Genomic DNA, 25499 nt, shown 5'->3' on the forward strand with positions numbered 1-25499 from the left:
TCCTCTTTTTTGCAATAAAAAATCCTGTTAACAGCTTATCATATAGATAAGTCATCAACAGGAAAAATTATAGAGCCTCAAAAATGCACCAGGTAGAAATTACCTGATGCATTTTATTTTGCTTAAAATTTTACTTAGTAAATTAATCATTAGCTAAATTACGGTAGAAGTTAGCCTTAGTCTGACGGTAATATGGCACAACCCATAATAAACCAATGCCACAGGAAATAATTCCTAATAACCACCAACCGATAAAGCTCAAGTCCAAGATAAACAGGTCCATCTTGTGCCCTTTCATTAGCTGACGACTTGCCGTAATTGCTTCAGTTGCAGTTGGCTCATGACTATGATCAAGCATATCGCGCATAATATATGGCGTCATTGAATATGAATAAGCCTTAATCAAACCTGGGATAATGAACAACCAAGTCCATAACACAAGAAAGATTGATTGCAAGATATAAGTTAAAAAGTTATTCTTAAAATTGCTTGTAAAAGCACTGAAAATGCCTGAGAAGACATTTTCCTTGGTGCCGTTATCTCTAAAGTGCAAGACAGTATAAACTATTCCCCAAGCAATTAAGCCCATAACAATTGAGATAATGATTGTCATTAACCAAGCAAATGGATTAGCTCTAAACTTGTCCAAATACAATAATTCTGCATTGCTGCCGAAACGGCGTACAACGCTGTAGACAATATCTTCACCTTCTTCAAAGAAGTTCTGGATATCACCTAAAATATACAAAATTAGCCAAGCAACAAATGTTAATAAAACTGCCCAGCCCCAATTGCCACGCAACTGGTCTTTAGACTGCTGTTTTAAATCTTTTCTAGTAGTAGTCATTTTCCTCTCCTCACTTTTCTAATCATGAATATTCTCACCTAAATGGACTAGATAATCAACAAAAAGAGTATCAAAAAAGCCTAATTCCACCAACATCGGAACTAGGCTCACACAGTGTTGACCGCCACCTCTGACCACATATAGAAGATAACATTTTCGCTACCGGAGAAAATGACTACTACTAGTGGCGGTACATGATTGATTTTAGCATTCAACTATTTAAAAAACAAGCGAAAAGACGTGTTGAATTAGCTGAACATTAATTATCCTAAAGAATTGCAATCAAACCTGAAATTGCAGCGACAACTACAATTACATAAGTCGCAATCACTTGCCATGAACTAGTTAATGTTTTATTTTGTGCTTTCATTTGTTTTCTCATATTGTTAGCTCTAATGAGAGCAAAAATAGCTGCGATCCAAAATAATATCCCACCAATAATTGACATTACATGACCTGCATTACTTGCAACTTTTACATTTCCAACCAACGCTAAAATTGGGAAAACGATAAAAAACATGCCAAAAACAATACCACTCCAAATGGCAAACGGAGCTGTAGTTGGAGGAGTTTTCAATTTTTTAATATTTTGTGAATATCGATATGTTAAATACAACTGTAATATTCCCAAAAAAATTAAAACTATAGAAATAATGATAATTGCTGTTTTATCCATTTTCTACACACTTTCATATAATATTTAGACTAAAGATCAAATAACTTCTTTTCAGAGTCTAATTGTTCTTCATATATTGGACAATCAATTTTCTTCACAAGTTCTTTAGCGTTATTATAATACCGCAATTTCATAAGTAATTTTACAGTTATTACGTCTAAAATACCTTCGTTACCTTGAGATTCTTCATGCACTAGTTCCATGTTTTTCTGGTATTCTTTTAATTTACCAGTAATTATTTTTAAAGTTTTATAGTCAGCGATGTCACTCATTTCTATCAATATTGAAGTATACAGACCAAAAAAACTAGCATCAAATGGGTATAACTGCATTGCTGTTTTACAACCTTTTATTGCTACTTCGTAGTCATGATCTAAATTTAAAATAAATATGTATCTATACAAATTATATCTTAAGTATTTATCTTTTTTTATATTAGCTACTGAAAAATCGAGACCGTAAAATATTTTGTGTAAGGATGAATATTTCCTTAATTTTATTTCCCTGAATATTAGAAAAAGGAATCCTTTTCCCGTATGATTGATTTGAACGAAAAACATACTAGAAAAGAGATTCCTTCATGAATGATTTTACCAAAGATATGGCTAATGCTCTATTCAATCAGGATAAAATTAATGATTTATTTAGACAAAAGCTCCAACAGGCTGTCAATGACCTGCTTGAATCCGAATTGACTGCCTTTTTAGGCTACAATCCTTATGAGCGCGATGGCTGGAATACCGGAAATTCTAGAAATGGTGCTTATTACCGCAAGGTTGATACGCAATTCGGACAAATAGAAATCAAAGTTCCTAGAGACAGAAACGGTGAGTTTCATCAACACACTATGCCAGATTATAAAAGGCATACTGATGTTTTAGAGCAAACTGTTATCAAGCTCTATTCCAAGGGCGTCACAACCCGAGAAATCGCTGATTTGATTGAGAAAATGTATGGCGGCTATTATTCTCCAGCTATGGTTTCCAATATTTCTAAAGAAATGATTCCCAAAGTTGAGGCATATCATCAGCGACATCTGTCAGATAAGTTCTTCTGCGTTTATCTCGATGCCACCTATATTCCTCTTAAGCGGGTCACTTATGAGCGCGAAGCAGTTTATATCGCCATCGGTATCAAACCTAATGGTCATAAAGAAGTGATCGACTACTGTATTGCGCCTACTGAAAATATTGAGATTTGGAGCGAAATGCTCAAAGGCTTCAAGAGTCGCGGCCTTGAACAGGTAGAGCTCTTCTTGTCTGACGGAGTAGTTGGCATGAAAGAGGCTATCTGCCAGTCCTATCCTAAAGCGCATTTTCAACGCTGCTTGGTACACGTCATGCGTAATATCAATGCCAAAATGCGGGTTGACGATCGACAAAAAGCACTGGATGAATTCAAGCAGATTCATACTCAGTCAAACAAAGAAATGGCTGTACAGGTGCTGCATAAATTCTATCAAAACTGGGAAAAAGCCTACAAAAACGTAGTTAGAGATCTTAGACAGGTTGAGCCTGATCTGTTAACCTTTTACAACTATCCGCCAGCTATTAGAGCTTCAATTTACTCAACTAACATGATTGAATCCTTTAACAACAGGCTTAAGCGGAAAACCAAGCCTAAAACAGAATTTCCAACTGAGCAGTCGCTTGACACCTTTATTGGAGTTCAGGCAATGGATTACAATGACCGTTACTTTAACAGGATTCATAAAGGATTTGGGCAAGTTCGAGACACCCTAGAATCCTATTTTGATTAAAAGATAAATAAAAAAGTCAATCAACGAGAGAGATTATTTACACAAACTTCTCGACAGTCTCGATAATGATCCTTTATATTGACAGCTATTTTGAAAATTATATCGTTGCTAATTAAAGGCAATGCGAGTTTTATCAGTGCTACTATATTTTCAGTCCAAATTTCCACATCAGATATTCTCCTAGACAGTTTCCTTATAGCTAGATTCGTAAGTAGATTTTTATTTGTAAGTCTTTGATAATAATTACAAGCCATTACTATATTAAATAAACAATCATAGCTACGTATTTGTTGCTGAAATACAACTAATAATTTTTGTGTTAACTCATATAATCCTTCTTTATCTTTATTATCATATAATCTGATTATTTCTATTTCTATCTGATTATTATCAAATACAAATAAATCATTGACTGTACAATTTATTCGCTTTAACAAAGCAGGTATTCGATCTATATCCATTGGACCTTTACCCGTTTCCCATCTTGATAAAGTTGGTTCACTAGTTATATCTCTAGATACCTCTACTAGAGAAAAACCTTGTTTAACACGCAATTCTCTAAATCGTTTACCATATTTCATTGTCATCAGTCCCTTATTATTCATTGCCCAGTAACTTATCCTTATAGTAATTGAAGAAACTCTTCTTTCCTGTAATTATCGTTACCTTGCCATTCATTCCATACTTTAACTGACTTTTTTGAACATCATTTAGGCTAGCTACAGCAGTTACGTGATAATAACTCCCTTTATCCATATTTAATGCAGAAACACTAATGTTACTTATTCTTCCTGAAATAACTACAGGCTTAGGTACATTTCTAACGACCTTAAATCTCATTAACTGACCTTTCTTTACTGACGAAATATCTGTTGATGAAATATAAGCATTAAGTTTAACGAAATTTTGTTTACTTAGAATAGGATATATTTGTGCAACATCTACACCAGGATTTACATATTTATTCCCCGCATAATTGTCGTTAATGTGTAATATTCCTGTCTTACCTGCCTTAACAACATACTCTTTATTTTCAATATGAATCCCTGCTATTTCACTACGTAATTCCTGTATCTGCTCTTGAGCATTTACCTCGTCTTGAGATACTTTTTGTAATTCCTGTGATTGCAGAACCTTTATCTTTTGATTATTCTCTTTAATTGCATATCTGCTTTGAATATCTAGTTTCTTTTTACGATCCTTAGCTTTCTTTTTAGCATTTTGCTTTTTAAATTCTTTTACTATTTGTTCATTTTCAAGTAAATATGTTTTTCGTTCATCTAAATAATTATTTAGTGCATTCTTATAACCAAATTTGTCATTATAATTAAAAGTATCTGAATTGCTAGAAATACCCTTCTTCAATAAATTTAATCCTGAAATCTGATCCTCAAGATTAGCCTTTTTAATTTGATACAGATTTAGTCTGTTTTTATTACTTTTGCTACTATATTTCAGTAGAATTTGTCCTTTTTTGACTTTTCTTCCTTCTTTAAGGGCACTATAAACAATTTTGCCATTTACGCTTGCTTGCACATTAGCTACAGATCCATGCGGTTCAATAATGCCTACACTATCAATAGTTATTTCTCTTTTCCCAACAAAAGAAAAAAGAATTACTCCGATAAAGATAAGAAAAATTGGCACAATGATCATGGTTGAAAAGTTATTAAAACGAGCAGAATAAAATTCACTGCTTTCTAAATACTTTTTATTCATAATTGCATCCCTAGCCTTTGACTAAATCGTAATAATAACCTTTCTTATCCATTAAATCTTGATGCGAACCATGTTCAACAATCTTCCCATCACTCAATACCACAATATCATTTGTTCGTTGGGCAATAGTCAATCTGTGAGCAATAAAAATTATTGTTTTATCAGTTAAATTCATTAAATTATCGACTAATTTTCTCTCAGTAATTGCATCCAACCCACTAGTTGCTTCATCAAGAATTAATACTTTTGCTGGAGACAATAGCGCCCTAGCTATTGTCAATCGCTGTCTTTGCCCTCCAGATAAAATACTTCCTGTTTCATCTAATCTAGTCTCAAATTGTAACGGCATCTTTTCGATATCTTTATAAATCATAGCGATCTTGCAAGCTTCAATGATGTCATTCTGTGTAACGCCAGCACGATTACCCAACTTCAAATTAGCCATAATAGTTCCTGAGAAAACATATGGTTCTTGTGGTGTGTAATTTATGTATGTTCTCAATGTATGACGATCCACTTCTTTTAATGAATGTGAATTCAATAAGATTTCGCCTGCACTCGGCTCAAAAAATCCAACCAATAATTTCATTAATGTAGACTTGCCAGAGCCGCTCATTCCTACAATAGTTAACTTATTGCCTGACTTAATATTCAAATTAACATCAGTCAAAACTTTCTGACCATAGCCATATTGAAATTCCAAATTCTTAAATGAAATATCCCCTACTAGTTGTTGTTCATTATTAATGGGACGTTTCTTCTCAAATTCACTTTTTACTAAATAAACTTCATTCAAACGATTATTAGCTACACGTGCACTCTGTAATTTAGTCTGTAGGTTAATTACGTTCTGTAAGGGATTAATGAAGTAGCCAAGCAGAGCATTATAAGTCATCAACTGGCCAACCGACAATTTATTATGCATAACTAAAATTGCACCAACTGTTAAAACTACTAAAGTCAATGATAATTGTGTTATTAGCTTTAACGCTTGTTGCAAAATATCTGCTTTAGCATATTTCAAGCTTTTACGGAGATAATCTACAAATTCAGTATCCACTTTATAATATTGGTCTGCTTCACTATTTAGTGACTTAATAGTCTCAATTCCCCGAATATCTTCAATAATTGATGAACTTAAGACTGCTCCACTTTCCATTTCCTTTTGATTCAGCTTTTCGAATGAATTAACAAAGGACATGATTATTACAATATATATTGGTAATGAAATCATCGTAATCCAAAACAAAGTGGCATTTTGAATTGCAAGAATGATTCCCATAATTATAACGATGGCTAAATCTAAGAAAATAGAAACCACAGCACTAGCTAGAGCATCAATAATTTTATTAGCATCAGTAAAACGAGAAGTGATTTCACCAGTTCTTCTAGTAGCAAAGAAATCCATTGGGAGAGTAAAAATATGACGAATATACCCTAAGATAATATCAATGGAAAAGCGTTGACCGAAAATTGTTAATAAAAAATTTTGAGCATATGTAAATAATGCCTGGAAAATATAAAACACAAATAATCCCATAGCTATGATAATTAACGTATTATGCATATCATTAGGGATATAAGTATCAATAATTGTTTGTAAAAAATATGATCCTGCAATGCTGATTACAGTTATTAATAGCGCAGCCAAAACAATATTGATAACTAATTTACGCTGTTTAAGCAATTTAGGAAAAAGTGAAAGCAAAGTATGTTTTGCTTGCTTAATAGGTTTGTAATCAGGTTTAGGAACCATGAAGATAGCAATACCACTCCACTGTTTAGCAAATGTGGTCTTGGACATCTTTACTACTCCAACTTCTGGGTTGGGGTCTGCAATAATCAAAGCATCATTTTTTACCTTTAGCACAACATAGTAGTGTAATAGATTTTCTTTAACCACATGGACAATACAAGGCAAAGGCAGATCCTTAGTATCAAATAAGCTCATATCTGCTTGAATCGCTTTGGTTTCGAAGCCCAATTTTTCAGCGGTTTTTACTAGCCCTAATGCAGTAGTCCCCTTATTATCTGTATGTGCCAAGTTACGAATATAGGCAATAGATACACTTGATTTGTAATGTTTCAAAATCATAGCCAGACAAGCTGCGCCACAATCATTTTCATCCACCTGTGGTACGTAGTCTTTATTTATCATTTTCTATTTAACTCCAAGCTTCGGCACAACATACTATTAATGGTAAAAGATTAGACATACTATGACCTAATATTGCCATTTTTATATCACCAGTCTTTTGATAAACATAGCCAAAAGCTACTCCTGCCAATACTCGATGAAAGAATGCAACATTTAAAGTTACATCATGTGCAGCTGCAAAGATTATGGATGTTAGGATAATAGCAACCCATGGATTTAGCTTTCTAAAAACACCCTTCTGTATTCCCGCTTGAAACAACAATTCTTCTAAAATTGGCCCAATTAAAACTAAATCAAGTATCAATGGCACAGCCATCCAAGTTTTTAATGTTTCAATAAATACACTAGGCTTCGAATTATTAGTAAAGGCAGAGAACATTGTTAGTATCTCAATAATAAAACTAAATAATCCTGCTGCTAAAGCTAAGATCACAGATTTTTTGGTTACTTTTATTGAAAAAACTAATTTGTTCTTTAGCCAAATGCAAGCAAACCATTCCATTATAAACGTGATAATCGTAAAAGTGACCATCATAAATATATTATGTGGTAAATTTACTTGTTTAAACGCCTCAATGAACTGCCGTTGGCTATCTATTGAATAAACTGGAGTACTTTCTATCGCAGGCACTTGCATAAATGCAAAAATAAGAAATAGCCAAATTGCTATACCAATCCATTTAAATATATTTTCTAATGTTTTCATAAGAGTTTTCTCTTTTATCGAAGCATAAAATAAAAAAGGATGGAAGATATTACTTTCACCCTTTCCAATCAGTTAATCACGATCTCTCCATGAGCGGTGATGACGTGCTCTACCTTCAAAACCATTTTTGAATCCCCAGAGCCAATCCCTAGCATTTGTCCAAAGATCACCTAAGTCTGATCCACCAACAGTTTTCTTCAAATTTTTATCACTTAAGTCTTGATAATTACTTAACTTATCAAACTTCTTAGTCATTCTAATTCATCTCTCTTCTTGCAAAAAAGTGTTGATTCCACCATCTTACAAGGCCATTAGTGAAACGACGAGCATCACGTCCACACTCATAGCCCATGTTGTAATCAGCGTTATCACCGCCATTAACTTTAGACAGCTTTTCATCAGAAACAGATGTAAACTTGTTGAGTTTTTGCATTTTTATGCTCCTTTAATTACTAAGAAGGACCCCTTCGTAACACTTTAGGACTCAACGTTGATTCTTCATGGAAAGATCAAGCCCTATTCTCCTATTTCATCAACTGAGTTAATAAAGCTAAGAAATTAGAACCTACAAGAATCATAGATCCGTTCCACATAATTTTAGTTAAAAGCAACATATACTTTTTTATCATAATTAAAAACCTTTCCCGCTTAACTTCAAAATGATTTTACACCCATTTCTATCCTACTTATGGTAAAATTCCTAATACTAGGAAAATAATTTATATTTGAATATTTTTTCGAAGGGAAAAAGTAATGAAAGATAGAATATACGGTCCTAAATTTAGAAAAATAAGAAAAAGTAACCATATAACTCTAATAAAAGCTGCACAAGGTGTAACTTCCAAATCCAGCCTATCATTATGGGAAAAAGGAAATGATAATTTATCATTTAATCAAGTTTTAACTCTTTTAGAAAATAACCATATTCAGTCAATTGAATTTATCGAAAATCCTATTTTACCTGAATTACTAGTAATGACTCATCAAATTAATACATATTATTTGAAAAGCAACATATCAGCTCTATACAAATACACAATTACCAAACAAAAGGCTGCCACAAATAATCCACAAAGTAAAATTGTTTTTTTAAAATACTGCTATGTTTGTAATTTTTATCAAGACTTAAGCCAAGATTATATTTTTTCTGAAGATGATAAAAAACGATTAACTAATATTTTACTTCAAATTTCAAACTGGCATTATGAAGATATTTTTTTCTTTGGTAATACATTAGGATTACTTAATTCTCAAACAATTCATAAACTAGCTAATCGATTAATTCAGTATTCTATTAACACAAATATAAGCACTAAACGTTGGTATATTAGCGTACTCGACAGTCTCCTAAACGCTATCTCTGTTCTTATCAGAAAAGACTACAATCTAGCTAAAAAATTATTGCATCAATTCAAACAATTACCTTTATCAGACCGATATGCATTTGAGAAAATTTATATTAAAGCTTTTCAATCATACATTGACTATATTGAAACCAAGGATGATACAAAATTTAAAGCAATAATTCAAACTACTGAATTATTAGATTTGCCTGATCTTAAAGACGGATTCATTACTGGATTTAAGCAAGTAAAACAAATTTATGGGTAAAAAAGACGAGGTCCAAAAACCTCGTCTTCCTCTTTATTTAAAATTCAAGCATCATCGTCATTGCACGATTGATCTTCTTTTTAATCTTTTTAAATTCGCCACTAGTGGTGTGATTATCTTGTAAAATGATCATGTTCTGGCCATCTTTGGTCGCCCGCATAAAGGTGTAATAACCTTCACCAGCACCATTAGCAGCCTTATAACGCTTCAGATTATAAAGCCCGCCATTGTAATAGCTCGGAGCTTGACCCTTGAACAAGATCTTTCTGCTCTTATCAGTCAATATCTTGCCAGTTAGAATATACTGCATGGTTTTGGCTAAATCTGCGTTAGACATCACGATTGAACCAGCGCCTAACTCATTATGAGCATCCCTAACGGCTTTAGCATGGTTAACTTTGACATATTCGCCCTTACGCATTTCATAGCCTGGTACCCAATGACTAGCCAATAACTTTGCCTTGTCTGACCACAAGAATTCACTGTGGGTTAACTTCAGCGGCTTGATATATGTATCGCGGAACAACTGCTCGTATGATTTTTTCTCAAGCTTAGCCAAAATTCCACAAAGGAAAATGTAGTTCACTGAAGTGTAATGCCATTCGCCTAACTTCCTTGCATCAAACAAGGTGTACTTGGCATCATGCTTAATGTTCTCTTCATCGGAGATAAACTCTGGCGTACCCAGTTGTTGATCAGTTGCTAGATCAAGGCCTGATGTCATGTTGATCAAGTTACTAATCTTAACCGAATCGGCGCCCTGAACATTAGGATAAAACTTGGCCAGCTTATCGCTTAGCTTCAACTTTCCTTTTTCAACCTCATGCATCACCATTGCAGCTGTCATTGACTTTTGAACTGAATTGATCAAATAGCTAGTGTCAGTCTTATTGTCCGTTGCATAATTAAGCAAAACTTTGCCATGATTTATTACTAAAACTGAGCCTTTAACGCCCACATGGTCAATCGCCTGGCGCACTACTCCGCTTTTAAACGGTCTTTATTGCTTAAATCAACTCGCTTAACGTTATCCTTGTTTTGCCACTTCTTGGAGTAGAAGTAGTTAGACATATCATAGTCATAACGCTTATTAGGTTCCTTCATGAATGGTCGAACAGCTTGATCAACTGCAACCCAGCCTTTCCAGCCAAGGTGAATCGTATCTTCCATGAAGTACTTTTCATTGCCTCGTCTTGAAAGATCAGCAATATTTTCAAAGCCCTGACTGGTTAGCTGGTGTTCAATCTTAGCAACAGATTCCTGGTACATCTTTTCTGATAAACCAGTATACTTCATCCATTTTCCGTTAATTGGAGGAATAATGAATAATACATTAGTGTGTTGCTTAGCAAATTGTTCCAGCATTAATTGGAAGTCACCATATTCAACTGAGTGAACATAGTCGAAATTACGTTGACTGCCTTTCAAACGCTTTAATACCTTCTTAGGCAAACGAGTTCTATAGAAAGTATTGTCAATTCCCAAGTTATTTGAATTAGTATGCATCGCAGCTTGCTCTGCTGCAACCTTATTCAAAGCAGCTACAGAATACTTGTTAGGTAAAACCTTAGCTCTCTTTTGAATCTTATTTACACGATCACGTAATTGGAATGAGCTGAAGAAGTTATCTTCGTTACGCAACATTCGAAGACGGTTTTGTAAATAAAATTTTTGGAAGCTAGTCAACTCCTTGCCTTGAGCAATTTGCTTCAGACTATTCTTGATTTCACCTTTTACATCTGGCATTTCCAACAGACGTTTAGCTGCATAACGATCAGTTGTATTATTCTTGGCACTAAGCAAGAAATTACATGCTTGTAGCGGTGAATAATACAATGCAAAGGCATTAGGATCTTGACCCTTTTTAGTGAACCATTGTGGTGAAATAATCACAACAGCCTTCTTGTTTCTAAGCTGTTTAGCTGTTCCTTGCATCCCTAAGAACTGAGCCAAGGATTGACTACCTGGTCCACCTAATAAGAATGGACGGTAGTTTCGATGGTACTTTTCCGCAATTACACTAGGGTGAAGTGGGTCAAATCTTGATAACTCACTTGAACCATAAAATGGCACATAGCCATCTTCAAAAGCTTCTCGCTTCATGGTGCTGCCCTTAAAGACAGTTGTATTTTGTGAAGCAGCAGCTTCATAGATTGTTTGCTTAGAAAAAGTTCTTTCCCAAGGAATCAGGAAAACAACTAACAAAAGGATAAAAGCGCAAAGAACTGGGCCAAAGATTTGCCACAGCCGGCGTTTATTACTCATTTTCTAAGCTTTCCACCTTTGCCACAATCTTGTTTGGAGTGTCCCATTCTTCACGGTTGAATTCTGAAACAGGAACATCAATATCAAACTTTTCTTGTAAGCTCAAAAGCATTTGTACGCTCGCCATTGAGTCCATCAAACCATTGTCAAAGATGTTTTCGTCCATTTGGTCTGATAAGTCTTCACCAGTTAAATCGTTTAAAATGTCTAATACGCCTTGTTTTGTATCCATAATTAATACCTCTCAAAAAACAACTCAATACTTATTCTACTTCCAGCCGAACCATAGTTGACTTAAGAAACCGGAGAAAATCAAGAAACTAAAACATACCACATTGAAAGTTAAGAAAATGGCGAACCACTTAGTAAACTTGTTAGATGGAATTTGCTTCTTATGCTTTCTCTTAAATCTAAGCCACATATCGTTGATACAAATGGCTGAAGCGTGGAAGATACCATAAACAATATAATACCACGTTAAGCCGTGCCAGAAACCCATGATTAAGAACAACAGGAAGTAAGAAACTTGTGATAATCTAATTCGATTCTTGAACAATTTTTTCTTCATTGCAAAGAAAGTGAACCGCATGTAGATGTAATCACGGAACCAGAATGATAAGGTAATGTGCCAACGGTTCCAGAAATCCTTAATGTTCTTAGAAATAAATGGCTTGTTAAAATTCATTGGCGTATGAATTCCCATAAAGTATGAGATTGATACAGCAAACAATGAATAACCTGCAAAGTCAAAGAATAGATACATACTGTAACAATACATGTAAGCTACAAGCCACCATGACAATTTCAAGCCGCCGTTTGCATTCCCAACGGCTAAAGCAGCGGCACTGACCTTTGGTAACCAATAAGTACCAAAGAACCAGCCAATAATGAATTTATATAAAAAGCCTTGGAACAAGTATCTAACCGCATATTGCAGATCAGTAATATATGCATCACGTGTAGGTACTTTATCATAATCTTTCTTAAATCTACGGTAACGATCAATAGGACCTGAAGAAATAGTTGGAAAGAAGAGCAAGAACCTTGCATAAGTAATCGGGTCTACCTTCTTAATTGCCCCATCGCGCATTTCCATAATAACTTGCACGGTCTTAAAGGTTACATATGAAATACCTAAGAAACCAATGACAAATCCGATTGAATTATCAGGGAACGCGGTTAAATATTTAACTGCAGCTAACGGGATAATTGCCAAAATTACAGCTAAACTGAAGACCCAGGTCTTATTCTTACCGTGATGACAATAATACTGATAAGCAAAGGTTAAGGCAAATTCATAAACCAGCCAGATTAATAAGTTAACCCCTTGCTGCCAGTGATCACCATCATAAATCAAGAATAAGAAAACAATTGAGAAAATTGCTTCATATGTCTTGAAGCGGTGACCGTAATAAAGTCCAATAATGATCGGAATTAAAGCGATCATCAAATAGACGAAGTATTGCGGGTTGGAATAAGGCTGTAAGTTAATGAAATTAAAATTCACTACTTATTAACCTCCTTAATTACCGCCTTAATATCTACCTTGCCGTTTTGCGAAATTGGTAACGCATCTTGGTAGACATAACGTTGTGGAATCATGTAAGGCATGACGTTCTTAGCTAGATCCTCACGAATCATCTTGGTTAAAGTGGCATCAGAGTATTGACGACGAACGCCTTCTTTTAGTTCGATTTCTGCAACGATCTGCTTAACGGTGTGGTCCTTGTTATACTTAGGAGCTGCAACGCCATAACGAACTAAATCATTCTTAGTTAAGTAGAAATTGATTTCTTCAAGCTCAATTCTGTAACCATTGAACTTAATCTGGAAGTCAATTCGACCACGGTAAAAGAGCATATCACCATCAAAGAATCCTGCATCCCCACTGCGGTAGCTGCGATACTCAGCGCCATCTTCATGGAAGAAGGCAGCTTCCGTCTTTTCCGGATTATTCATATAACCCTTAGAAACGCTAGGACCACTGATGATAATTTCACCTTCACCAGGCTTATCACCCTTGGTAGTATCGATTGTAATCTTGGTATCTTCCTTAACCTTACCAATTGGCAAACGGTCGTACTTCTTAAGTACCTCATCAGTAATTTCAACTTGCGTTACGGCAACTGTCGTTTCAGTTGGGCCATAAGTGTTGAAAATATGACTGTCTGGAAACTTCTTCTTAAGCATTTCAGCTTCACTATGAGGCAACTCTTCCCCACAGAACAAGAAGTGACTTAAGTCTGGATGGTGCTCTTGATCAAAAGTTTTATCTAAGAAACACATTTGCGCAAATGAAGGAGTTGAAACCCAAACGTTAAATTGCATCTTCGGTAAAGTTTGGAACAACTTACCGAAGTTTTGGGTAACATCATGTGGTAAAACTACTAACTTACCAGCAGAAACAAGTGCTGGGTAAAGACTCATTACTGATAAATCAAATGAGTAAGGTGCTTGTGCCAAGAAACTTGGATGTTCTGGCAAATTGAAGTCTGACAATTCCCAGTTAACAAAACTAAGTAAATTATCATGACTAATTTGTACACCCTTAGGCTTACCAGTAGTACCTGAGGTAAAGATAATGTAGTAGTTGTCATCACCTTCAACGAAGTCTTTTTCATTGACTTCAAAGTCGCCGTCTTCAACTTCGCTTGCCTTAAGTACCTTAACCCCAGTTAAATCAACCTCTGGTAATGGATCAATTTCCAAAACTAGTGGTGATTTGGAAACGTCTTGAATCATAGTTAAACGTTCCGCATTAGAGTAACTAGCGATCGGAATATAAGCGTGACCTGATTTTACACAACCTAAAAAACTAGCAATCATTTCAAAAGTTTGTCCACCCCAAATCATAATTGGAGCATCTTTTGGAATGTCTAAGCTGGCAATCTTATGTGCCCATGCATTAGAACGTTGCTTAAGGTCACCGTACGTATTAGTTTCACCGAGATAGTCGTAAACAATCCGCTCTGGTTCATTTGCGGCGATCTCATCAATTTTCTTAATAATATCTTGAATCATGTGACAGCACCTACCTTAAAATTCGTTATAAATGAAGTGAACAGATGTAAGTCCACTATATTCATATAAATAGATAAGAGCCATCAGGATTCCAAAATAAATAATTGTTTTCAAAACAAACATACCAATACGTTTGCCTCGAGAATCAACCTTCGTCTTTTTATTCATTTTTTCTCCCTTAACTTTAGCTTTCGCCTTATATTACTACAAATAGCGGCAACAAACGCACTAACAGCATATATTTTAACAAATTTAAACTTTTTCTTAAATCTTTACCCACTTATTTAATATTACGAAAGCGTTTTCTTTATTGTATTTTCTTGCAGTCACGGTAAGCAAAAATAATGGAATAAAAATAACTGTTGCCGGAAATAAACAAAACCATCCTGAAAAACGTAAAAAAATTTCTTTTTTACGATAATCTATCTTCATTATAGTTTCCTTTCATCATTAACTGCCAAATAATGCATTGATATTCACCGACAAAATTCGATCCATGACGACAATTTCTGGTCTAGCATAGATCTTAGAACCTGATTCAAATACGCATAGCAGTTGGCCTTTATAAGCAGTAATTTGCTCTAAATACGGCGGCATAGAAATTACCAATTCCGCATTCTTTTCATCTAAAGCATTTAAAGCCGAAGTTGGGAAAACATAAAGTTTCGAATCGCCGCCACCATAAGACTGGCTCAAAAAGATCTTATTTTGATAAATTGCAATTCCTTGAATTTGCTTATCCATTGAAGTTTCGCCAGTTGGATCGGACCATTGCAGCGTCCCGGTAACAGATTTAACTTCATTATTAGTAATTGAGCCACGATTTTTGCCGCTACGTGCGATGGTGTAAGCCGCAACTTTTCCTCGGCCATACATGTTAAAAAAGCCAACGAACAATTGACCGTCATAGTAGGTAACAGTTGATGCTTTTTCAACTGCAGGGATGGCAATTTGATACTTATACTTAATTGGTATTTGACTACCATCTTGATAGGCCTTTAATTCCGCCATTGAAAAGGCGGCTAGTGCTGAAGATTTACCCACTGAGCCAGTTACCCAAATATTTTTGGCTACTGGATCATAAGCAATCCCACCTAGATGTGGCCGACCGGGGATTTGAATTGTCTTAAGATATTTGCCTGTTTTCTTATCCAAGACATAAACAACCGAAGCATGCTCATGTTCCCCATCATAAGCCGTTAACAAAATGTATTTGCCTGCAACCGTAATCCCCTGCGGGGTCATTGCAGTCGCTGTATTTACTTTTTTAGTTTTAAAATCATAACTTTTAGTAGCGACTAATCCTGGCAAAACAAAGTCTTTTCCATCCCAAGTGCGCGGGGGCACATAATTGGCAATCTTATTAATAAAAGGATACTTTTCACGCAATGCTTTTTGGTAATTGGCAAAATTGTGCCAAGCGGGACTAGTGCTTGTCCCATCCTTAGCAACTTTTTCTTTTGGTCGTTGGCGGATCATCTCCTGCTTCTGCCACCATTGGTAACCGAAATAACCTCCTGTACCAATTCCTGCAAGCAAAAGCAGCACCAACAAGAAGCGCAAGATTCTTTTACCAATTGTTTTCAAAAAATTACTCCCTTCTGTTTAGGAATCGTTCCTATTATGCAATTCATTATAGCGAAAAAACAATTATTTTTTGTCTTCAGCCCCTTGCTATAAGCATTATTTACTAAAAAGATAATTTTTTTGCGAAAAAAGTGCTTTCGTCACACTTTTTTCACAAATTAAGGTTATACTATTAAATGTAGTGAGGGAGAACAATTCCTCTACTACAACTCAACTTTTTTGTTTTTCATTCATACTCCTCCAAGTAAATAATGAAAATAAAAAGAATTGACTTACTCCAATTAGTCAATTTCATATCTATCCCTTTCGGCTCACGTGCGTTGCGTGAGCTTTTCTTATATCTTAATTTCTTCTCAAGTAAATCTTTACCTTTTCATAATAATTTGAACATTTTTACTTCACATTTACCCAGTATTATATAAATCGTAGCAAGGTGGTAGAAACTTGCTACAATACTCCCACTTTTTTATTTCATTCATTCTTACTCCTCCAAAGTAGATGAAACTAATAAGGTCCGCAAAAACTTGCGGGCCTTTTCCTTTTCTTGCACTTTTTTCTGTATAATTAAAGCAGAAGCGAGGTGCCGATATGTTTTCACCATCAATCAAACATTTAATAGAAGAAAAATCTGGTTCATTTTTGATTCCTGCTAGCCGAATTGCCTTTGTCCAAGCAGATAATCCGCTTTATCATGCCTTTTTGATTTTAACCAAAGTCAAATATTCTAAAATTCCGGTCTTAGATAAAGAAAAACGAGTCGTCGGTCTACTTAGTTTGGCAATGATTACGGACAAGATGCTGACGACTGATGAAATCTCCACTGCCCCATTGGACAAATTAAAGGTCGAAGATGTAATGCAAACCAAGTTCGATAAAATAAACTTCGTTGAAACCACTCTAGAAACACAACTGCATTTGTTAATCAATAATGCTTTCTTGCCAGTTGTAGATGATCGTGGCGTCTTCCAAGGTTTGCTTACCCGGCGTGAATGGATCAAAGCTTTCAATTATGTAGTCCACACTTATGATATGCATTATGAAGCAAAGAAAATAAAATAACCAATCTGCGGTCCTCAGGACCGCTTTTTTTAGTATTACAACATTTATTAAGCAAAAATGTGTCCAGACCAATAAAGAATGTTAAAATTAAGCGGTAAACAGATACGATTGTATTTTTGGGAGGGCAATATAGATGAAGAATTTGAAACGTCAATGGAAGTTTATTGTCGTTTTGATTGCTGGTGTGATTGGCCTGATTAGTCAATTTACACTTCACTCAAAGAGCCTCTTTTCAATTGGAAATCTCCAATTTCCAGTTCACGCCATCATTATCGATATTATCGGGATTATGATGGCAATTTCTTTACTCTTGGAGATTTTCCATGATTGGGAAAGTGGCCGTTACGGTGTAGACATCCTGGCTGTTATTGCTGTTGTTTCTACCATTTTAATTGGCGATGTTTGGGCTGAATGGATGATTTTAGTCATGATGACCGGTGGTGAAACGCTAGAAGATTACGCTACAGGTCAAGCTAATAAGGAATTGCGTGCCTTACTTGATAAAACGCCTCGAATCGCTGATAAATTAGTTAACGGTAAAATTACTGAAGTTAAGGTTGACGACTTACAAGTTGGCGACCACGTTTTAATTAAACCAGGTCAACAAGTCCCGGTTGACGGTAAAATTGTGAAAGGCAGTTCTAACTTTGACCAATCATCATTAACTGGTGAATCAGTTCCAGTAGCTAAAAAAACAGGCGATAGCCTGATGTCCGGCTCAGTGAACGGCGATGTAGCGGTTGAAATGGAAGTAACTAAGGCAGCTAAAGATTCAGAATATCAGTCCATCGTTGCCTTGGTTAAGTCCTCACAAGCTCAACCGGCCAAGTTCGTTAAAATGGCTGACCGTTATGCCATCCCATTTACAGTTATTTCACTAGTTATTGGTGGTGTTGCTTGGGCCGTTTCTGGGGATGCAACAAGATTTGCGGAAGTTATGGTTGTTGCTTCTCCATGTCCACTATTAATTGCGGCTCCCGTTGCCCTAGTTTCAGGGATGAGTTCAATGTCAGCTCACCACATTATTGTTAAGTCAGGTCCAACACTTGAAAAATTGGCCAAAGCTAAGACCTTTGCCTTTGATAAAACAGGTACTTTAACTGAAAATCAATTGATCGTTGACCAAGTGGTTACGGCAGATGATTCAGTTGATCAAAAAGAATTACAAAGCTTAGCTGCTAGTGTTGAACAACAATCAAGCCACGTTATTGCTAGCTCATTAGTTAAGGCTACTAATAAAGATTGGATTCATGCCGTTACTAACTTGAAAGAAACAACCGCTCAAGGGGTCGAAGGTGACGTTGACGGCAAGCACGTTAAAGTCGGCAAATTATCTTTCGTTGATCCAAATCACGATAAAATGAACGTTGCTTCAACTGCAGTCTACATTTCAATTGATGGCAAGTTCGCTGGTTATATCACCTTGAAAGACAAGATGCGTCCAGAAAGTCCTAAGACGATTGAACGTCTTCGTCGTCAAGGTGCTGAAGATATCATGATGCTGACGGGTGACCACAAGCAAGTTGCTGAAAAAGTTGCCAAAGAAGCCGGTATTACCGATGTGCGTTCTGATCTTTTACCAGCACAAAAAATTCAAGCTATTAAAGATGTGCCAAAAGACTTACGTCCTGTTGTCATGACTGGTGATGGCGTTAACGACGCTCCTAGTTTAACTGCAGCCGACGTTGGTATTGCCATGGGTGCCAAGGGTGCTACTGCTGCCAGTGAAAGTGCTGATGCCGTAATCATGGTTAATGACATTTCCAAGGTTAATGACGCAGTCGCTATTTCTAAGCACACGATGAAGGTTGCTAATATCGACGTTTTAACTGCAATTGGTGTGGTTATTATCATTGAATTAATTGCCTTTACTGGTGTTATTCCAGCCTTCTGGGGAGCTATTTTACAGGAAGTAGTCGACATGATTACGATTAGCTTAGGCCTTCTGGCTAAGACCAAGCCAAGTGATAAGCAATTTGGTTTGGAAGATGCATAAAATTTACTACTAGATCAATTTGCATCTAACTTAGAAAACTATTAAAATTAAGCTCAACTGAATACTTTATTTAGTGGTTGGGTTTTTATCAAATTAAAAACTTTCAAGATTAGCTTCTTTGGGTCAGGAAGCACTTGAAAGTTTTTTTGTTTATAGAAGGGGGAAAATATGCATTTTTTAGGACAACTTATTTTAATCCTCTTAACTACAGTATTGCTGGGACAATTATTTGCCCGCTTCAACATGCCTGCAGTTATCGGACAATTATTATCGGGAATCTTGCTGGGACCTGCTATTTTAAATTGGGTTAAGCCAAATGACATTATTAGTCTATTTTCTGAATTTGGCGTAATTTTGTTAATGTTCTTAGCCGGCCTTGAAAGTGACTTAGATTTACTAAAAAAATACTTCAAACTAAGTTTTACTGTCGCTACAGTTGGCGTTATTCTGCCAGTTATTTTTATGGGATTAGCCAGCTTCTTCTTCGGAATGCGTCCACTTGAAGCACTCTTTATCGGCATCGTTTTCGCCGCTACTAGCGTTTCAATCTCTGTTGTGGTCTTGCAAGAAGCACGCCAGCTTCATACTCGCGCGGGAACTGCTATTTTAGGAGCTGCTGTAGTCGATGATATTTTAGCAGTGGTAGTTTTGAGTCTGTTCACCACATTCAGTCATGAAGGCGGCAAAAGCGGCTTAACTAACAATTTCTTTGTTAATATATTAATTGAAGTAATTTACTTCGTAATTGTTTGGGTCATTTTCAAGTTTGTTGCGCCATATTTTATGAAGATATCTGAAAAAATTGATGTGGATTATTCCGTTGTAATCGGCTCGCTTGTTTTAGCTCTAACGATGGCTTGGGCTGCCGACTTTGTTGGTCTTTCAGCTGTCGTAGGGGCCTTTTTCGGTGGTTTAGCTATTCGCCAGACGCCGCAATATAAAGAAGTTCATTCTTCAGTTTCAGCAATTGGTTATTCTGTCTTTATCCCTGTTTTCTTCGCCGATATTGGTCTTTCAATGACCTTTGCTAGCTTTATCAAGGATATCTGGTTCATCATTGCGATGACTGTTTTAGCTATTTTATCAAAATTTTGGGCTGGGAAATACTCCAGCGAATTTTTCGGTTTTACCAAAGGCGAGGGCAACATCGTTGGTGCCGGGATGGTATCACGTGGTGAAGTCGCCTTGATTGTGGCTCAAATCGGCATTAACCATCACCTTTTCCCAGAAGATATTTACTCTAGCTTGATTTTGGTTATCATCGTTACAACGGTCATTTCGCCATTTATTTTAAATTACTTTATTAAAAAACAGAACTCTACCGAGTTTATATAAATTAAAAATCCAGTCAAAGCTGGATTTTTAATTTATCATTAATTTAATTCAAGTACTTGATCATATTTTTCCAAATCTGCTGGTTCATAGTGGTGAATAACTTCAATAAAGGTAAAGTTTGAATTTAACAAGTAATTATGAATTTGATCTGAAATTTTCTTGTCGAGGGATGCATTAATTTCATCTAGCAGCAAAACTGATCTATCAGCCAAAATTGCCCGGGCTAATTCAATTCTTGCCAGCTGTCCACCTGATAATTGATCAGCATTATCGCCTAAAGAGTAATCCCAGCCCTTTTCTTCAACAACTTGATTTAATCCTACTTTTTGGCAAATTTCGCTCACCTTTTCCCGGGAAATATTTTCACCTAAAGTCAGATTAAACCATAAAGTTTCGGCAAAAATTACTGGGGACTGGCTAGCATAAGCAAACAGATCTGTGAATGAACCTGCCTTTTCTTTCTCGTTGTTGAGCAAGATTGCTTTAGCAGTACCATGTTTTCCAGTTAATAAATACTGCAACAACGTTGATTTACCTACGCCAGAGGGTCCAATAACTGCGACCTTTTGTCCTTTTTTAATTGCAAAAGTAATTTGGTTAGCTAACTTCTTGCCCTTTCTAGTGAGAGCTAGATCTTCTATTTGCAAAGTTGCGAAATTATAATCAGCTTTTGCCTTTTCAACCTTGCCCTTAGCAATATATTTTTCAGCTTTAGCAACAATTTTCTTCGTTGTCGCCAATTTGTTTCGATCTTCCAAAATAGTCAAAATTGGATTAAGGAATGAATTTGATAGTTGAACAATTGCAAATAAAGCACCTAAAGTAGTTTGCCCCTTAACCACCATGTAAATTCCCACTAAGAATGGAGTTAAGAACGTAAATAAACTAGCAATCAAGTTAATCCAAGAACTAGTATCTAGATTGAGTAAGTTCATTTTACGCAAAGCATCTTCTAATTGATTGATCAAAACTTGATTTTTCTTAACCGCATTATCGCGCTTGTTGTATAAGTTTAACGTTGTGCTACCAGCCAGAAAGTTTTTAATATGACTAACATATTTATCATTAGCAGTTGTCCAATTTTCCGCTGCTGTTTGAATCTTCTTTTGGAACAAATTAGAAACTAGCATCGGCAAACATGAACCAATTAAAAATAATAATGTAACTAGCCAATTAACACATAAAGCATACCCTAACGCAAAGACAATCATATAGGCCTGCATCATTATTTCAATTTCAGCATCAAAACGATTAGTTTCCAGCAACTTGAAATCTGTAGTTAAAAAGCCTAAGCTAGCAGTATTTTCTTCACTAGTCTGACCCAGCATCCCTTTCAAAATACCTGCTCGCAGCGTTGTGTTGGTCTCTTGAATAGCCCTTGTTTTTAACCGATTGAAAATCAGCGAAGCAATGAATGTCGCGATAAACGCCCCAATAACAATAGCTAGAAATTGTGCTAAATCGCCAAACCTTCTTTGCGTACCAATATTGGTCAATGTCTGTACCATATATGCAAAAATGACTTGTTGTGTACTAGCAATCAAGCCTAAAATAGTTAACATAATGAATTTTACATGTGAAGAATATTTGTAAATCATTTTTCGTCCTCCTGTGTTGATTTTAAGCTAGTATCGCAGGATAATGACCCAAAATGTTAAAAATTTGCAGATCTGCAAATTAAGGTGAAACACAATGTTCAAATATGGATCAGTTTACAAACAATTACGCAAAGACCAAGAAATCACTCAAACTAAAGCTTGCAGCGGTATTTGTTCAATCTCTAAATTATCACGCTGGGAAAATAATCAAGTCGAAGTTGAATTCAGCACTGCTCTTGCCTTACTCAAACGCATCAATATTACGGTAGCTGAATTCACTCACTACGCTGAATTGAAAACAGAGTTTGAGTTACCAGACGAGATCGTCACTGCTATCAGAGATAAAAATTTACCTGTACTACGTAATTACACACAAAGTCATTTAGCTAAATATCATGCTAGTAAAAATATCCTGGAATTAAAGAATGTCTTGATACTCTGCAATCAGCTATTACTAATTGAAGGTAAAAACTATCTAACTCCTGCCGATATTCAAAGAATTGGCTCCTATCTATTACACAATACAGTCTGGTCTAAATACAACATTACCTTGTTTGCCAACGCACCGTTTTTGTTAAACTCAGAAATTGGTTTCAAAATTGCCATGCGGATTATTCATAGCTTTGATCAAATGAGTGACTTGAGTGATAACCTAACGATCTTCATGGGTGGCCTTTCAGATACTGTTATTGCCTTTATTTTTAAGAAGAAGCTAGATTATGCACAGCAGCTATTAGATGAACTACGCAAGGTTGAATTGCCACCTCATTTTATGTTTTTCAATCTCGTTTTAACTTTTTTGCAAAGGGTCATTAATTACTGTCAGATCGGGGATGAACAACCAGTTCTAGCAATATTCAATGATTTGATACAATTGAACTGCTCACAACATGCACAAAAATTGCTAGAGGTATTTAAAGACGTTAAACAAATTTGGGAGAAAGATGAATGAAATCTAGTGAAAAAATATACTTAGTTAAAAAGTTTTCCGCATTCATTGCAATTATTGCCTGAGTAATAACTATCGCGGCTAACCCTTGTGGTTAGCTTTTTTCATTATTGCAGTAATTACTTAGTAGCTGCCGCAGTAGTGTTAACCCCCTACTTTTTCAGTTTTTATCTTCACACTCATTTTAACTGCAACGACCAAGACAATAAAAACCTTCGAAATTCGTATCCAAATTTCGAAGGTTACTATACTATTATTTCTCTATTTTTACACGGTATTCATTATGCAAACTTTTAATTAGTTCTTAACAACGTCCTTAGCATTCAACCATTGGCTCTTGTTGATCTTAACGATCTTCTTGCCAGCAGCCTTCTTAACATCCTTGGCGGTGTAGGTTGAACCCATTGAAACTTTTTGAGTAGTCTTGTGACCTTGAGCGTTCAAAACGTTAACTTTTTGGTTCTTAGTGTCCTTAACAGTAACAAAGATCTTGTCGCCCTTCTTGATTGCTGGGTTAGTTGGCATAGTTTCCGCAACACCTAACTTTGGAGCAGTGAAGCTAGCAGCTTGACTAACTGAAGCACTGATACCCATTAAACTCATTGAAGCAACTGCAACTGAAACAACTTTAACTAAATTCTTTGAAACTAACATAATGAATACCTCTAATTTCTATATCACTTAATTTGTTGGAACTTTTTGTTCCCTCATTCCTTACAGTTTTATTGTATAACATCCGTTATTAATTGCAAGTGATTTCTTGAAGTTTTTTAAAAATAATTCAGTTGTCTCAAAGTGTTGCTATAATAACGATTGCTGGGATTTTTTGTCCAAAAGCATTAAAAAAGTGTCTGAGAAACCGTTCTTTCCCAAACACTTTTTTAAGCAGCTGCTACTTCGTTTGAATTTTGAGTCACTTTTCTAGTTTTTAAACTGACAAAAATCGCTACAATTAGTGTTATTACCTGGATTACTAATAATGTAACCAAAGCAACAGTAACATTGAATGAACCAGAAATTGTGGTTAATACTGTTGTCATAATTGGAGCAACAGCCATTAAGATTGTATTTAATAAGCCAACAGTTGAAGCCAAGATTTTATGATCAACTGATGTTACTAGCCATTGCTCCATTTTAATTGAAGCAACTCCTGCAATAGCTGCCAAGAAAAACATTGTTATCATAATTACGTAAGTATTTCCTAGGAAAATGCTTGTTGTAGTAACAATACTTAAACTGGCAGAGATAATTACTAAACTAAAAACTGTTAATTTTTTGAATAATTGTGGTCCAAACATTGAACCCAATGCAAAGCCTGCGCCAGTAACCACACCAAACAAAGCAATAGTAAAGCTATAAGTGCCGATTAGCATAGTTGAACGATGAGCTGCAAGTACAATTGTTGTCAATGGAGTAATGGTATCTAAAGCTCCATTTAATAATGCGATTACTAATACCACAGTCAATAATCCTGATTGTTTCTTCACTTGGGTCAATGAAGTTTTCATTGTTTGGAAAAAGTTTTGATCATTAACTTCCTGTTTTTCAAGTGGCTCCTGATCCTTCTGATGTTTTAAGCCAACACTGGCAAATAACAAACCTGCTAACAAGAAAGTACCTGCATTAACAAAGGCTAAAGTTGAGTATGACATTACTAGCAAAAGTGCTGAACCAATGAATTGAGCACCCATACTAATAATTTGATTTACGCCGCCATTAAAGCCTACTGCATTCCCGTATTCTTTTTTACCAACAATATCAACAATTAATGGTGCAACCAAGCCACCTGAATATGAACCAATAGTATCTGATAAGAAATTCACAACAACGATGATTAAAACCAAATTCCACTGTGACATTTTAGTGATAAACAATAATCCTACTAAACCATATAAGATGAATCGGACAAATGCTGCTAAAAAGATATTGCGAAACTTTTTCTTAGTCTTATCAGCAAGGTAACCACCAAAGATCTCGAATAATTTTGGAACTGATTCAGAAATTGCAATTAATGAAAGTGCTAATGAGTAGTTTTGTAATTTGCTAGCATAAGTCATGAAAGCCAAGTAGAAAAGAATATCGCCTGCGCCTGAAAGAAAACTAGCTACTGAAAATCTTCTAAAGTCTGCGTTTTTAAGAAATACGTTCATAAATCTTACCCCTTTTTCTTTGTTTCGTTTGTTGTTGAAATTATAATAAAGTGAAAAAGAAAT

General features: G+C 35.5%; 26 protein-coding genes and 1 other annotated feature. Of the genes, 6 read left to right on the forward strand and 20 right to left on the reverse strand.

The window, feature by feature from the left end:
- Positions 1–142: 142 nt before the first annotated feature.
- From Q0Y84_RS07410 to Q0Y84_RS07420, 3 genes are all read right to left on the reverse strand, one after another.
- Complete coding sequence (locus tag Q0Y84_RS07410; RefSeq protein ID WP_297952258.1) at positions 143–847, reverse strand: DUF975 family protein; 705 nt, start codon at positions 845–847, stop codon at positions 143–145.
- A gap of 268 nt (positions 848–1115) precedes the next feature.
- Entirely contained in the window at positions 1116–1523 is a 408-nt protein-coding gene (locus Q0Y84_RS07415; RefSeq protein WP_297952260.1) for a hypothetical protein, read from the reverse strand.
- Positions 1524–1552: 29 nt separating this feature from the next.
- Complete coding sequence (locus Q0Y84_RS07420) at positions 1553–2083, reverse strand: hypothetical protein (RefSeq protein ID WP_297952262.1); 531 nt, start codon at positions 2081–2083, stop codon at positions 1553–1555.
- Between the two features lie 20 nt (positions 2084–2103).
- Here Q0Y84_RS07420 and Q0Y84_RS07425 point away from each other — a divergent pair, with 20 nt between their 5' ends.
- A complete protein-coding gene (locus tag Q0Y84_RS07425; protein ID WP_297952264.1) occupies positions 2104–3282 on the forward strand; it encodes an IS256 family transposase in 1179 nt (392 codons plus the stop codon).
- Between the two features lie 20 nt (positions 3283–3302).
- On the opposite strand, the gene Q0Y84_RS07430 is transcribed toward Q0Y84_RS07425, so the two are convergent.
- The 6 genes from Q0Y84_RS07430 to Q0Y84_RS07455 form a co-directional block, all read right to left on the reverse strand.
- Complete coding sequence (locus Q0Y84_RS07430; protein WP_297952266.1) at positions 3303–3863, reverse strand: helix-turn-helix transcriptional regulator; 561 nt, start codon at positions 3861–3863, stop codon at positions 3303–3305.
- A 16-nt stretch (positions 3864–3879) separates the two neighbouring features.
- Entirely contained in the window at positions 3880–5001 is a 1122-nt protein-coding gene (locus tag Q0Y84_RS07435; RefSeq protein ID WP_297952269.1) for an HlyD family efflux transporter periplasmic adaptor subunit, read from the reverse strand.
- Positions 5002–5011: 10 nt separating this feature from the next.
- Positions 5012–7159, reverse strand: coding sequence for a peptide cleavage/export ABC transporter (locus Q0Y84_RS07440; protein WP_297952272.1), 2148 nt, complete (start codon positions 7157–7159; stop codon positions 5012–5014).
- A 7-nt stretch (positions 7160–7166) separates the two neighbouring features.
- On the reverse strand, positions 7167–7865 hold the full coding sequence (locus Q0Y84_RS07445; RefSeq protein WP_297952274.1) for a CPBP family intramembrane glutamic endopeptidase: 699 nt from the start codon (positions 7863–7865) through the stop codon (positions 7167–7169).
- Positions 7866–7937: 72 nt separating this feature from the next.
- Positions 7938–8120, reverse strand: a complete 183-nt coding sequence (locus Q0Y84_RS07450; RefSeq protein ID WP_297952276.1) for a hypothetical protein — start codon at positions 8118–8120, stop codon at positions 7938–7940.
- Between the two features lies 1 nt (position 8121).
- Complete coding sequence (locus Q0Y84_RS07455; protein WP_297952279.1) at positions 8122–8298, reverse strand: hypothetical protein; 177 nt, start codon at positions 8296–8298, stop codon at positions 8122–8124.
- A 320-nt stretch (positions 8299–8618) separates the two neighbouring features.
- Here Q0Y84_RS07455 and Q0Y84_RS07460 point away from each other — a divergent pair, with 320 nt between their 5' ends.
- On the forward strand, positions 8619–9476 hold the full coding sequence (locus tag Q0Y84_RS07460; protein ID WP_297952281.1) for an Rgg/GadR/MutR family transcriptional regulator: 858 nt from the start codon (positions 8619–8621) through the stop codon (positions 9474–9476).
- A gap of 37 nt (positions 9477–9513) precedes the next feature.
- Here Q0Y84_RS07460 and Q0Y84_RS07465 read toward each other — a convergent pair whose 3' ends face one another.
- The 8 genes from Q0Y84_RS07465 to Q0Y84_RS07500 all read right to left on the reverse strand — a co-directional run bounded on the left by Q0Y84_RS07465 (position 9514) and on the right by Q0Y84_RS07500 (position 16349).
- On the reverse strand, positions 9514–10455 hold the full coding sequence (locus Q0Y84_RS07465) for a serine hydrolase domain-containing protein (RefSeq protein WP_297952283.1): 942 nt from the start codon (positions 10453–10455) through the stop codon (positions 9514–9516).
- Complete coding sequence (gene dltD, locus Q0Y84_RS07470; protein WP_297952285.1) at positions 10455–11741, reverse strand: D-alanyl-lipoteichoic acid biosynthesis protein DltD; 1287 nt, start codon at positions 11739–11741, stop codon at positions 10455–10457. The genes Q0Y84_RS07465 and dltD overlap by 1 nt, the downstream gene beginning before the upstream one ends.
- A complete protein-coding gene (dltC, locus tag Q0Y84_RS07475) occupies positions 11734–11973 on the reverse strand; it encodes a D-alanine--poly(phosphoribitol) ligase subunit DltC (RefSeq protein WP_003549523.1) in 240 nt (79 codons plus the stop codon). The genes dltD and dltC overlap by 8 nt, the downstream gene beginning before the upstream one ends.
- A gap of 36 nt (positions 11974–12009) precedes the next feature.
- Positions 12010–13248, reverse strand: a complete 1239-nt coding sequence (dltB, locus tag Q0Y84_RS07480; RefSeq protein ID WP_297952293.1) for a D-alanyl-lipoteichoic acid biosynthesis protein DltB — start codon at positions 13246–13248, stop codon at positions 12010–12012.
- Positions 13248–14762: a D-alanine--poly(phosphoribitol) ligase subunit DltA gene (dltA, locus tag Q0Y84_RS07485; RefSeq protein WP_297952295.1), complete on the reverse strand. Its 1515-nt coding sequence runs from the start codon at positions 14760–14762 to the stop codon at positions 13248–13250. Before dltA ends, dltB begins: the two co-directional genes overlap by 1 nt.
- A gap of 15 nt (positions 14763–14777) precedes the next feature.
- A complete protein-coding gene (locus Q0Y84_RS07490; RefSeq protein ID WP_013087053.1) occupies positions 14778–14930 on the reverse strand; it encodes a teichoic acid D-Ala incorporation-associated protein DltX in 153 nt (50 codons plus the stop codon).
- A 96-nt stretch (positions 14931–15026) separates the two neighbouring features.
- Positions 15027–15194, reverse strand: a complete 168-nt coding sequence (locus Q0Y84_RS07495) for a hypothetical protein (RefSeq protein ID WP_297952298.1) — start codon at positions 15192–15194, stop codon at positions 15027–15029.
- Positions 15195–15212: 18 nt separating this feature from the next.
- Positions 15213–16349, reverse strand: coding sequence for a hypothetical protein (locus Q0Y84_RS07500; protein WP_297952300.1), 1137 nt, complete (start codon positions 16347–16349; stop codon positions 15213–15215).
- A 588-nt stretch (positions 16350–16937) separates the two neighbouring features.
- Between Q0Y84_RS07500 and cbpB the strand changes: the two genes are divergently transcribed.
- The 3 genes from cbpB to Q0Y84_RS07515 all read left to right on the forward strand — a co-directional run bounded on the left by cbpB (position 16938) and on the right by Q0Y84_RS07515 (position 20739).
- Entirely contained in the window at positions 16938–17408 is a 471-nt protein-coding gene (cbpB, locus tag Q0Y84_RS07505) for a cyclic-di-AMP-binding protein CbpB (RefSeq protein WP_297952302.1), read from the forward strand.
- 133 nt (positions 17409–17541) lie between these two features.
- Positions 17542–19404, forward strand: a complete 1863-nt coding sequence (locus tag Q0Y84_RS07510; RefSeq protein WP_297952304.1) for a heavy metal translocating P-type ATPase — start codon at positions 17542–17544, stop codon at positions 19402–19404.
- A 75-nt stretch (positions 19405–19479) separates the two neighbouring features.
- Positions 19480–19536: a sequence feature (sodium ion sensor (DUF1646 type); this cis-regulatory element may regulate processes involved in with the transportation of sodium ions), on the forward strand.
- Positions 19537–19572: 36 nt separating this feature from the next.
- Positions 19573–20739: a cation:proton antiporter gene (locus tag Q0Y84_RS07515; protein ID WP_297952306.1), complete on the forward strand. Its 1167-nt coding sequence runs from the start codon at positions 19573–19575 to the stop codon at positions 20737–20739.
- A 38-nt stretch (positions 20740–20777) separates the two neighbouring features.
- Here Q0Y84_RS07515 and Q0Y84_RS07520 read toward each other — a convergent pair whose 3' ends face one another.
- Complete coding sequence (locus Q0Y84_RS07520; RefSeq protein WP_297952308.1) at positions 20778–22337, reverse strand: ABC transporter ATP-binding protein; 1560 nt, start codon at positions 22335–22337, stop codon at positions 20778–20780.
- A 94-nt stretch (positions 22338–22431) separates the two neighbouring features.
- Between Q0Y84_RS07520 and Q0Y84_RS07525 the strand changes: the two genes are divergently transcribed.
- Positions 22432–23289 carry an Rgg/GadR/MutR family transcriptional regulator gene (locus Q0Y84_RS07525; RefSeq protein ID WP_297952310.1) on the forward strand — a complete coding sequence of 286 codons (858 nt, stop codon included), beginning with the start codon at positions 22432–22434 and terminating at the stop codon, positions 23287–23289.
- Positions 23290–23583: 294 nt separating this feature from the next.
- On the opposite strand, the gene Q0Y84_RS07530 is transcribed toward Q0Y84_RS07525, so the two are convergent.
- Together Q0Y84_RS07530 and Q0Y84_RS07535 are read right to left on the reverse strand one after the other, a co-directional pair.
- Entirely contained in the window at positions 23584–23940 is a 357-nt protein-coding gene (locus Q0Y84_RS07530) for a hypothetical protein (protein ID WP_297952312.1), read from the reverse strand.
- 227 nt (positions 23941–24167) lie between these two features.
- Positions 24168–25436 (reverse strand): MFS transporter, encoded by a 1269-nt coding sequence (locus tag Q0Y84_RS07535; RefSeq protein ID WP_297952314.1) that lies wholly within the window; start codon positions 25434–25436, stop codon positions 24168–24170.
- Between the last annotated feature and the right edge of the window lie 63 nt (positions 25437–25499).

It is taken from the genome of uncultured Lactobacillus sp., from assembly GCF_947367125.1.
In the GTDB taxonomy this organism is placed as follows: Bacteria; Bacillota; Bacilli; order Lactobacillales; family Lactobacillaceae; genus Lactobacillus.

Bases quoted from the DNA above. Each gene is read 5' to 3' on its own strand.
- Q0Y84_RS07410 (WP_297952258.1), bottom strand. From the start codon at position 847: ATGACTACTACTAGAAAAGATTTAAAACAGCAGTCTAAAGACCAGTTG.
- Q0Y84_RS07415 (WP_297952260.1), bottom strand. From the start codon at position 1,523: ATGGATAAAACAGCAATTATCATTATTTCTATAGTTTTAATTTTTTTG.
- Q0Y84_RS07420 (WP_297952262.1), bottom strand. From the start codon at position 2,083: ATGTTTTTCGTTCAAATCAATCATACGGGAAAAGGATTCCTTTTTCTA.
- Q0Y84_RS07425 (WP_297952264.1), top strand. From the start codon at position 2,104: ATGAATGATTTTACCAAAGATATGGCTAATGCTCTATTCAATCAGGAT.
- Q0Y84_RS07430 (WP_297952266.1), bottom strand. From the start codon at position 3,863: ATGAAATATGGTAAACGATTTAGAGAATTGCGTGTTAAACAAGGTTTT.
- Q0Y84_RS07435 (WP_297952269.1), bottom strand. From the start codon at position 5,001: ATGAATAAAAAGTATTTAGAAAGCAGTGAATTTTATTCTGCTCGTTTT.
- Q0Y84_RS07440 (WP_297952272.1), bottom strand. From the start codon at position 7,159: ATGATAAATAAAGACTACGTACCACAGGTGGATGAAAATGATTGTGGC.
- Q0Y84_RS07445 (WP_297952274.1), bottom strand. From the start codon at position 7,865: ATGAAAACATTAGAAAATATATTTAAATGGATTGGTATAGCAATTTGG.
- Q0Y84_RS07450 (WP_297952276.1), bottom strand. From the start codon at position 8,120: ATGACTAAGAAGTTTGATAAGTTAAGTAATTATCAAGACTTAAGTGAT.
- Q0Y84_RS07455 (WP_297952279.1), bottom strand. From the start codon at position 8,298: ATGCAAAAACTCAACAAGTTTACATCTGTTTCTGATGAAAAGCTGTCT.
- Q0Y84_RS07460 (WP_297952281.1), top strand. From the start codon at position 8,619: ATGAAAGATAGAATATACGGTCCTAAATTTAGAAAAATAAGAAAAAGT.
- dltD (WP_297952285.1), bottom strand. From the start codon at position 11,741: ATGAGTAATAAACGCCGGCTGTGGCAAATCTTTGGCCCAGTTCTTTGC.
- dltC (WP_003549523.1), bottom strand. From the start codon at position 11,973: ATGGATACAAAACAAGGCGTATTAGACATTTTAAACGATTTAACTGGT.
- dltA (WP_297952295.1), bottom strand. From the start codon at position 14,762: ATGATTCAAGATATTATTAAGAAAATTGATGAGATCGCCGCAAATGAA.
- Q0Y84_RS07490 (WP_013087053.1), bottom strand. From the start codon at position 14,930: ATGAATAAAAAGACGAAGGTTGATTCTCGAGGCAAACGTATTGGTATG.
- Q0Y84_RS07495 (WP_297952298.1), bottom strand. From the start codon at position 15,194: ATGAAGATAGATTATCGTAAAAAAGAAATTTTTTTACGTTTTTCAGGA.
- cbpB (WP_297952302.1), top strand. From the start codon at position 16,938: ATGTTTTCACCATCAATCAAACATTTAATAGAAGAAAAATCTGGTTCA.
- Q0Y84_RS07510 (WP_297952304.1), top strand. From the start codon at position 17,542: ATGAAGAATTTGAAACGTCAATGGAAGTTTATTGTCGTTTTGATTGCT.
- Q0Y84_RS07515 (WP_297952306.1), top strand. From the start codon at position 19,573: ATGCATTTTTTAGGACAACTTATTTTAATCCTCTTAACTACAGTATTG.
- Q0Y84_RS07520 (WP_297952308.1), bottom strand. From the start codon at position 22,337: ATGATTTACAAATATTCTTCACATGTAAAATTCATTATGTTAACTATT.
- Q0Y84_RS07525 (WP_297952310.1), top strand. From the start codon at position 22,432: ATGTTCAAATATGGATCAGTTTACAAACAATTACGCAAAGACCAAGAA.
- Q0Y84_RS07530 (WP_297952312.1), bottom strand. From the start codon at position 23,940: ATGTTAGTTTCAAAGAATTTAGTTAAAGTTGTTTCAGTTGCAGTTGCT.
- Q0Y84_RS07535 (WP_297952314.1), bottom strand. From the start codon at position 25,436: ATGAACGTATTTCTTAAAAACGCAGACTTTAGAAGATTTTCAGTAGCT.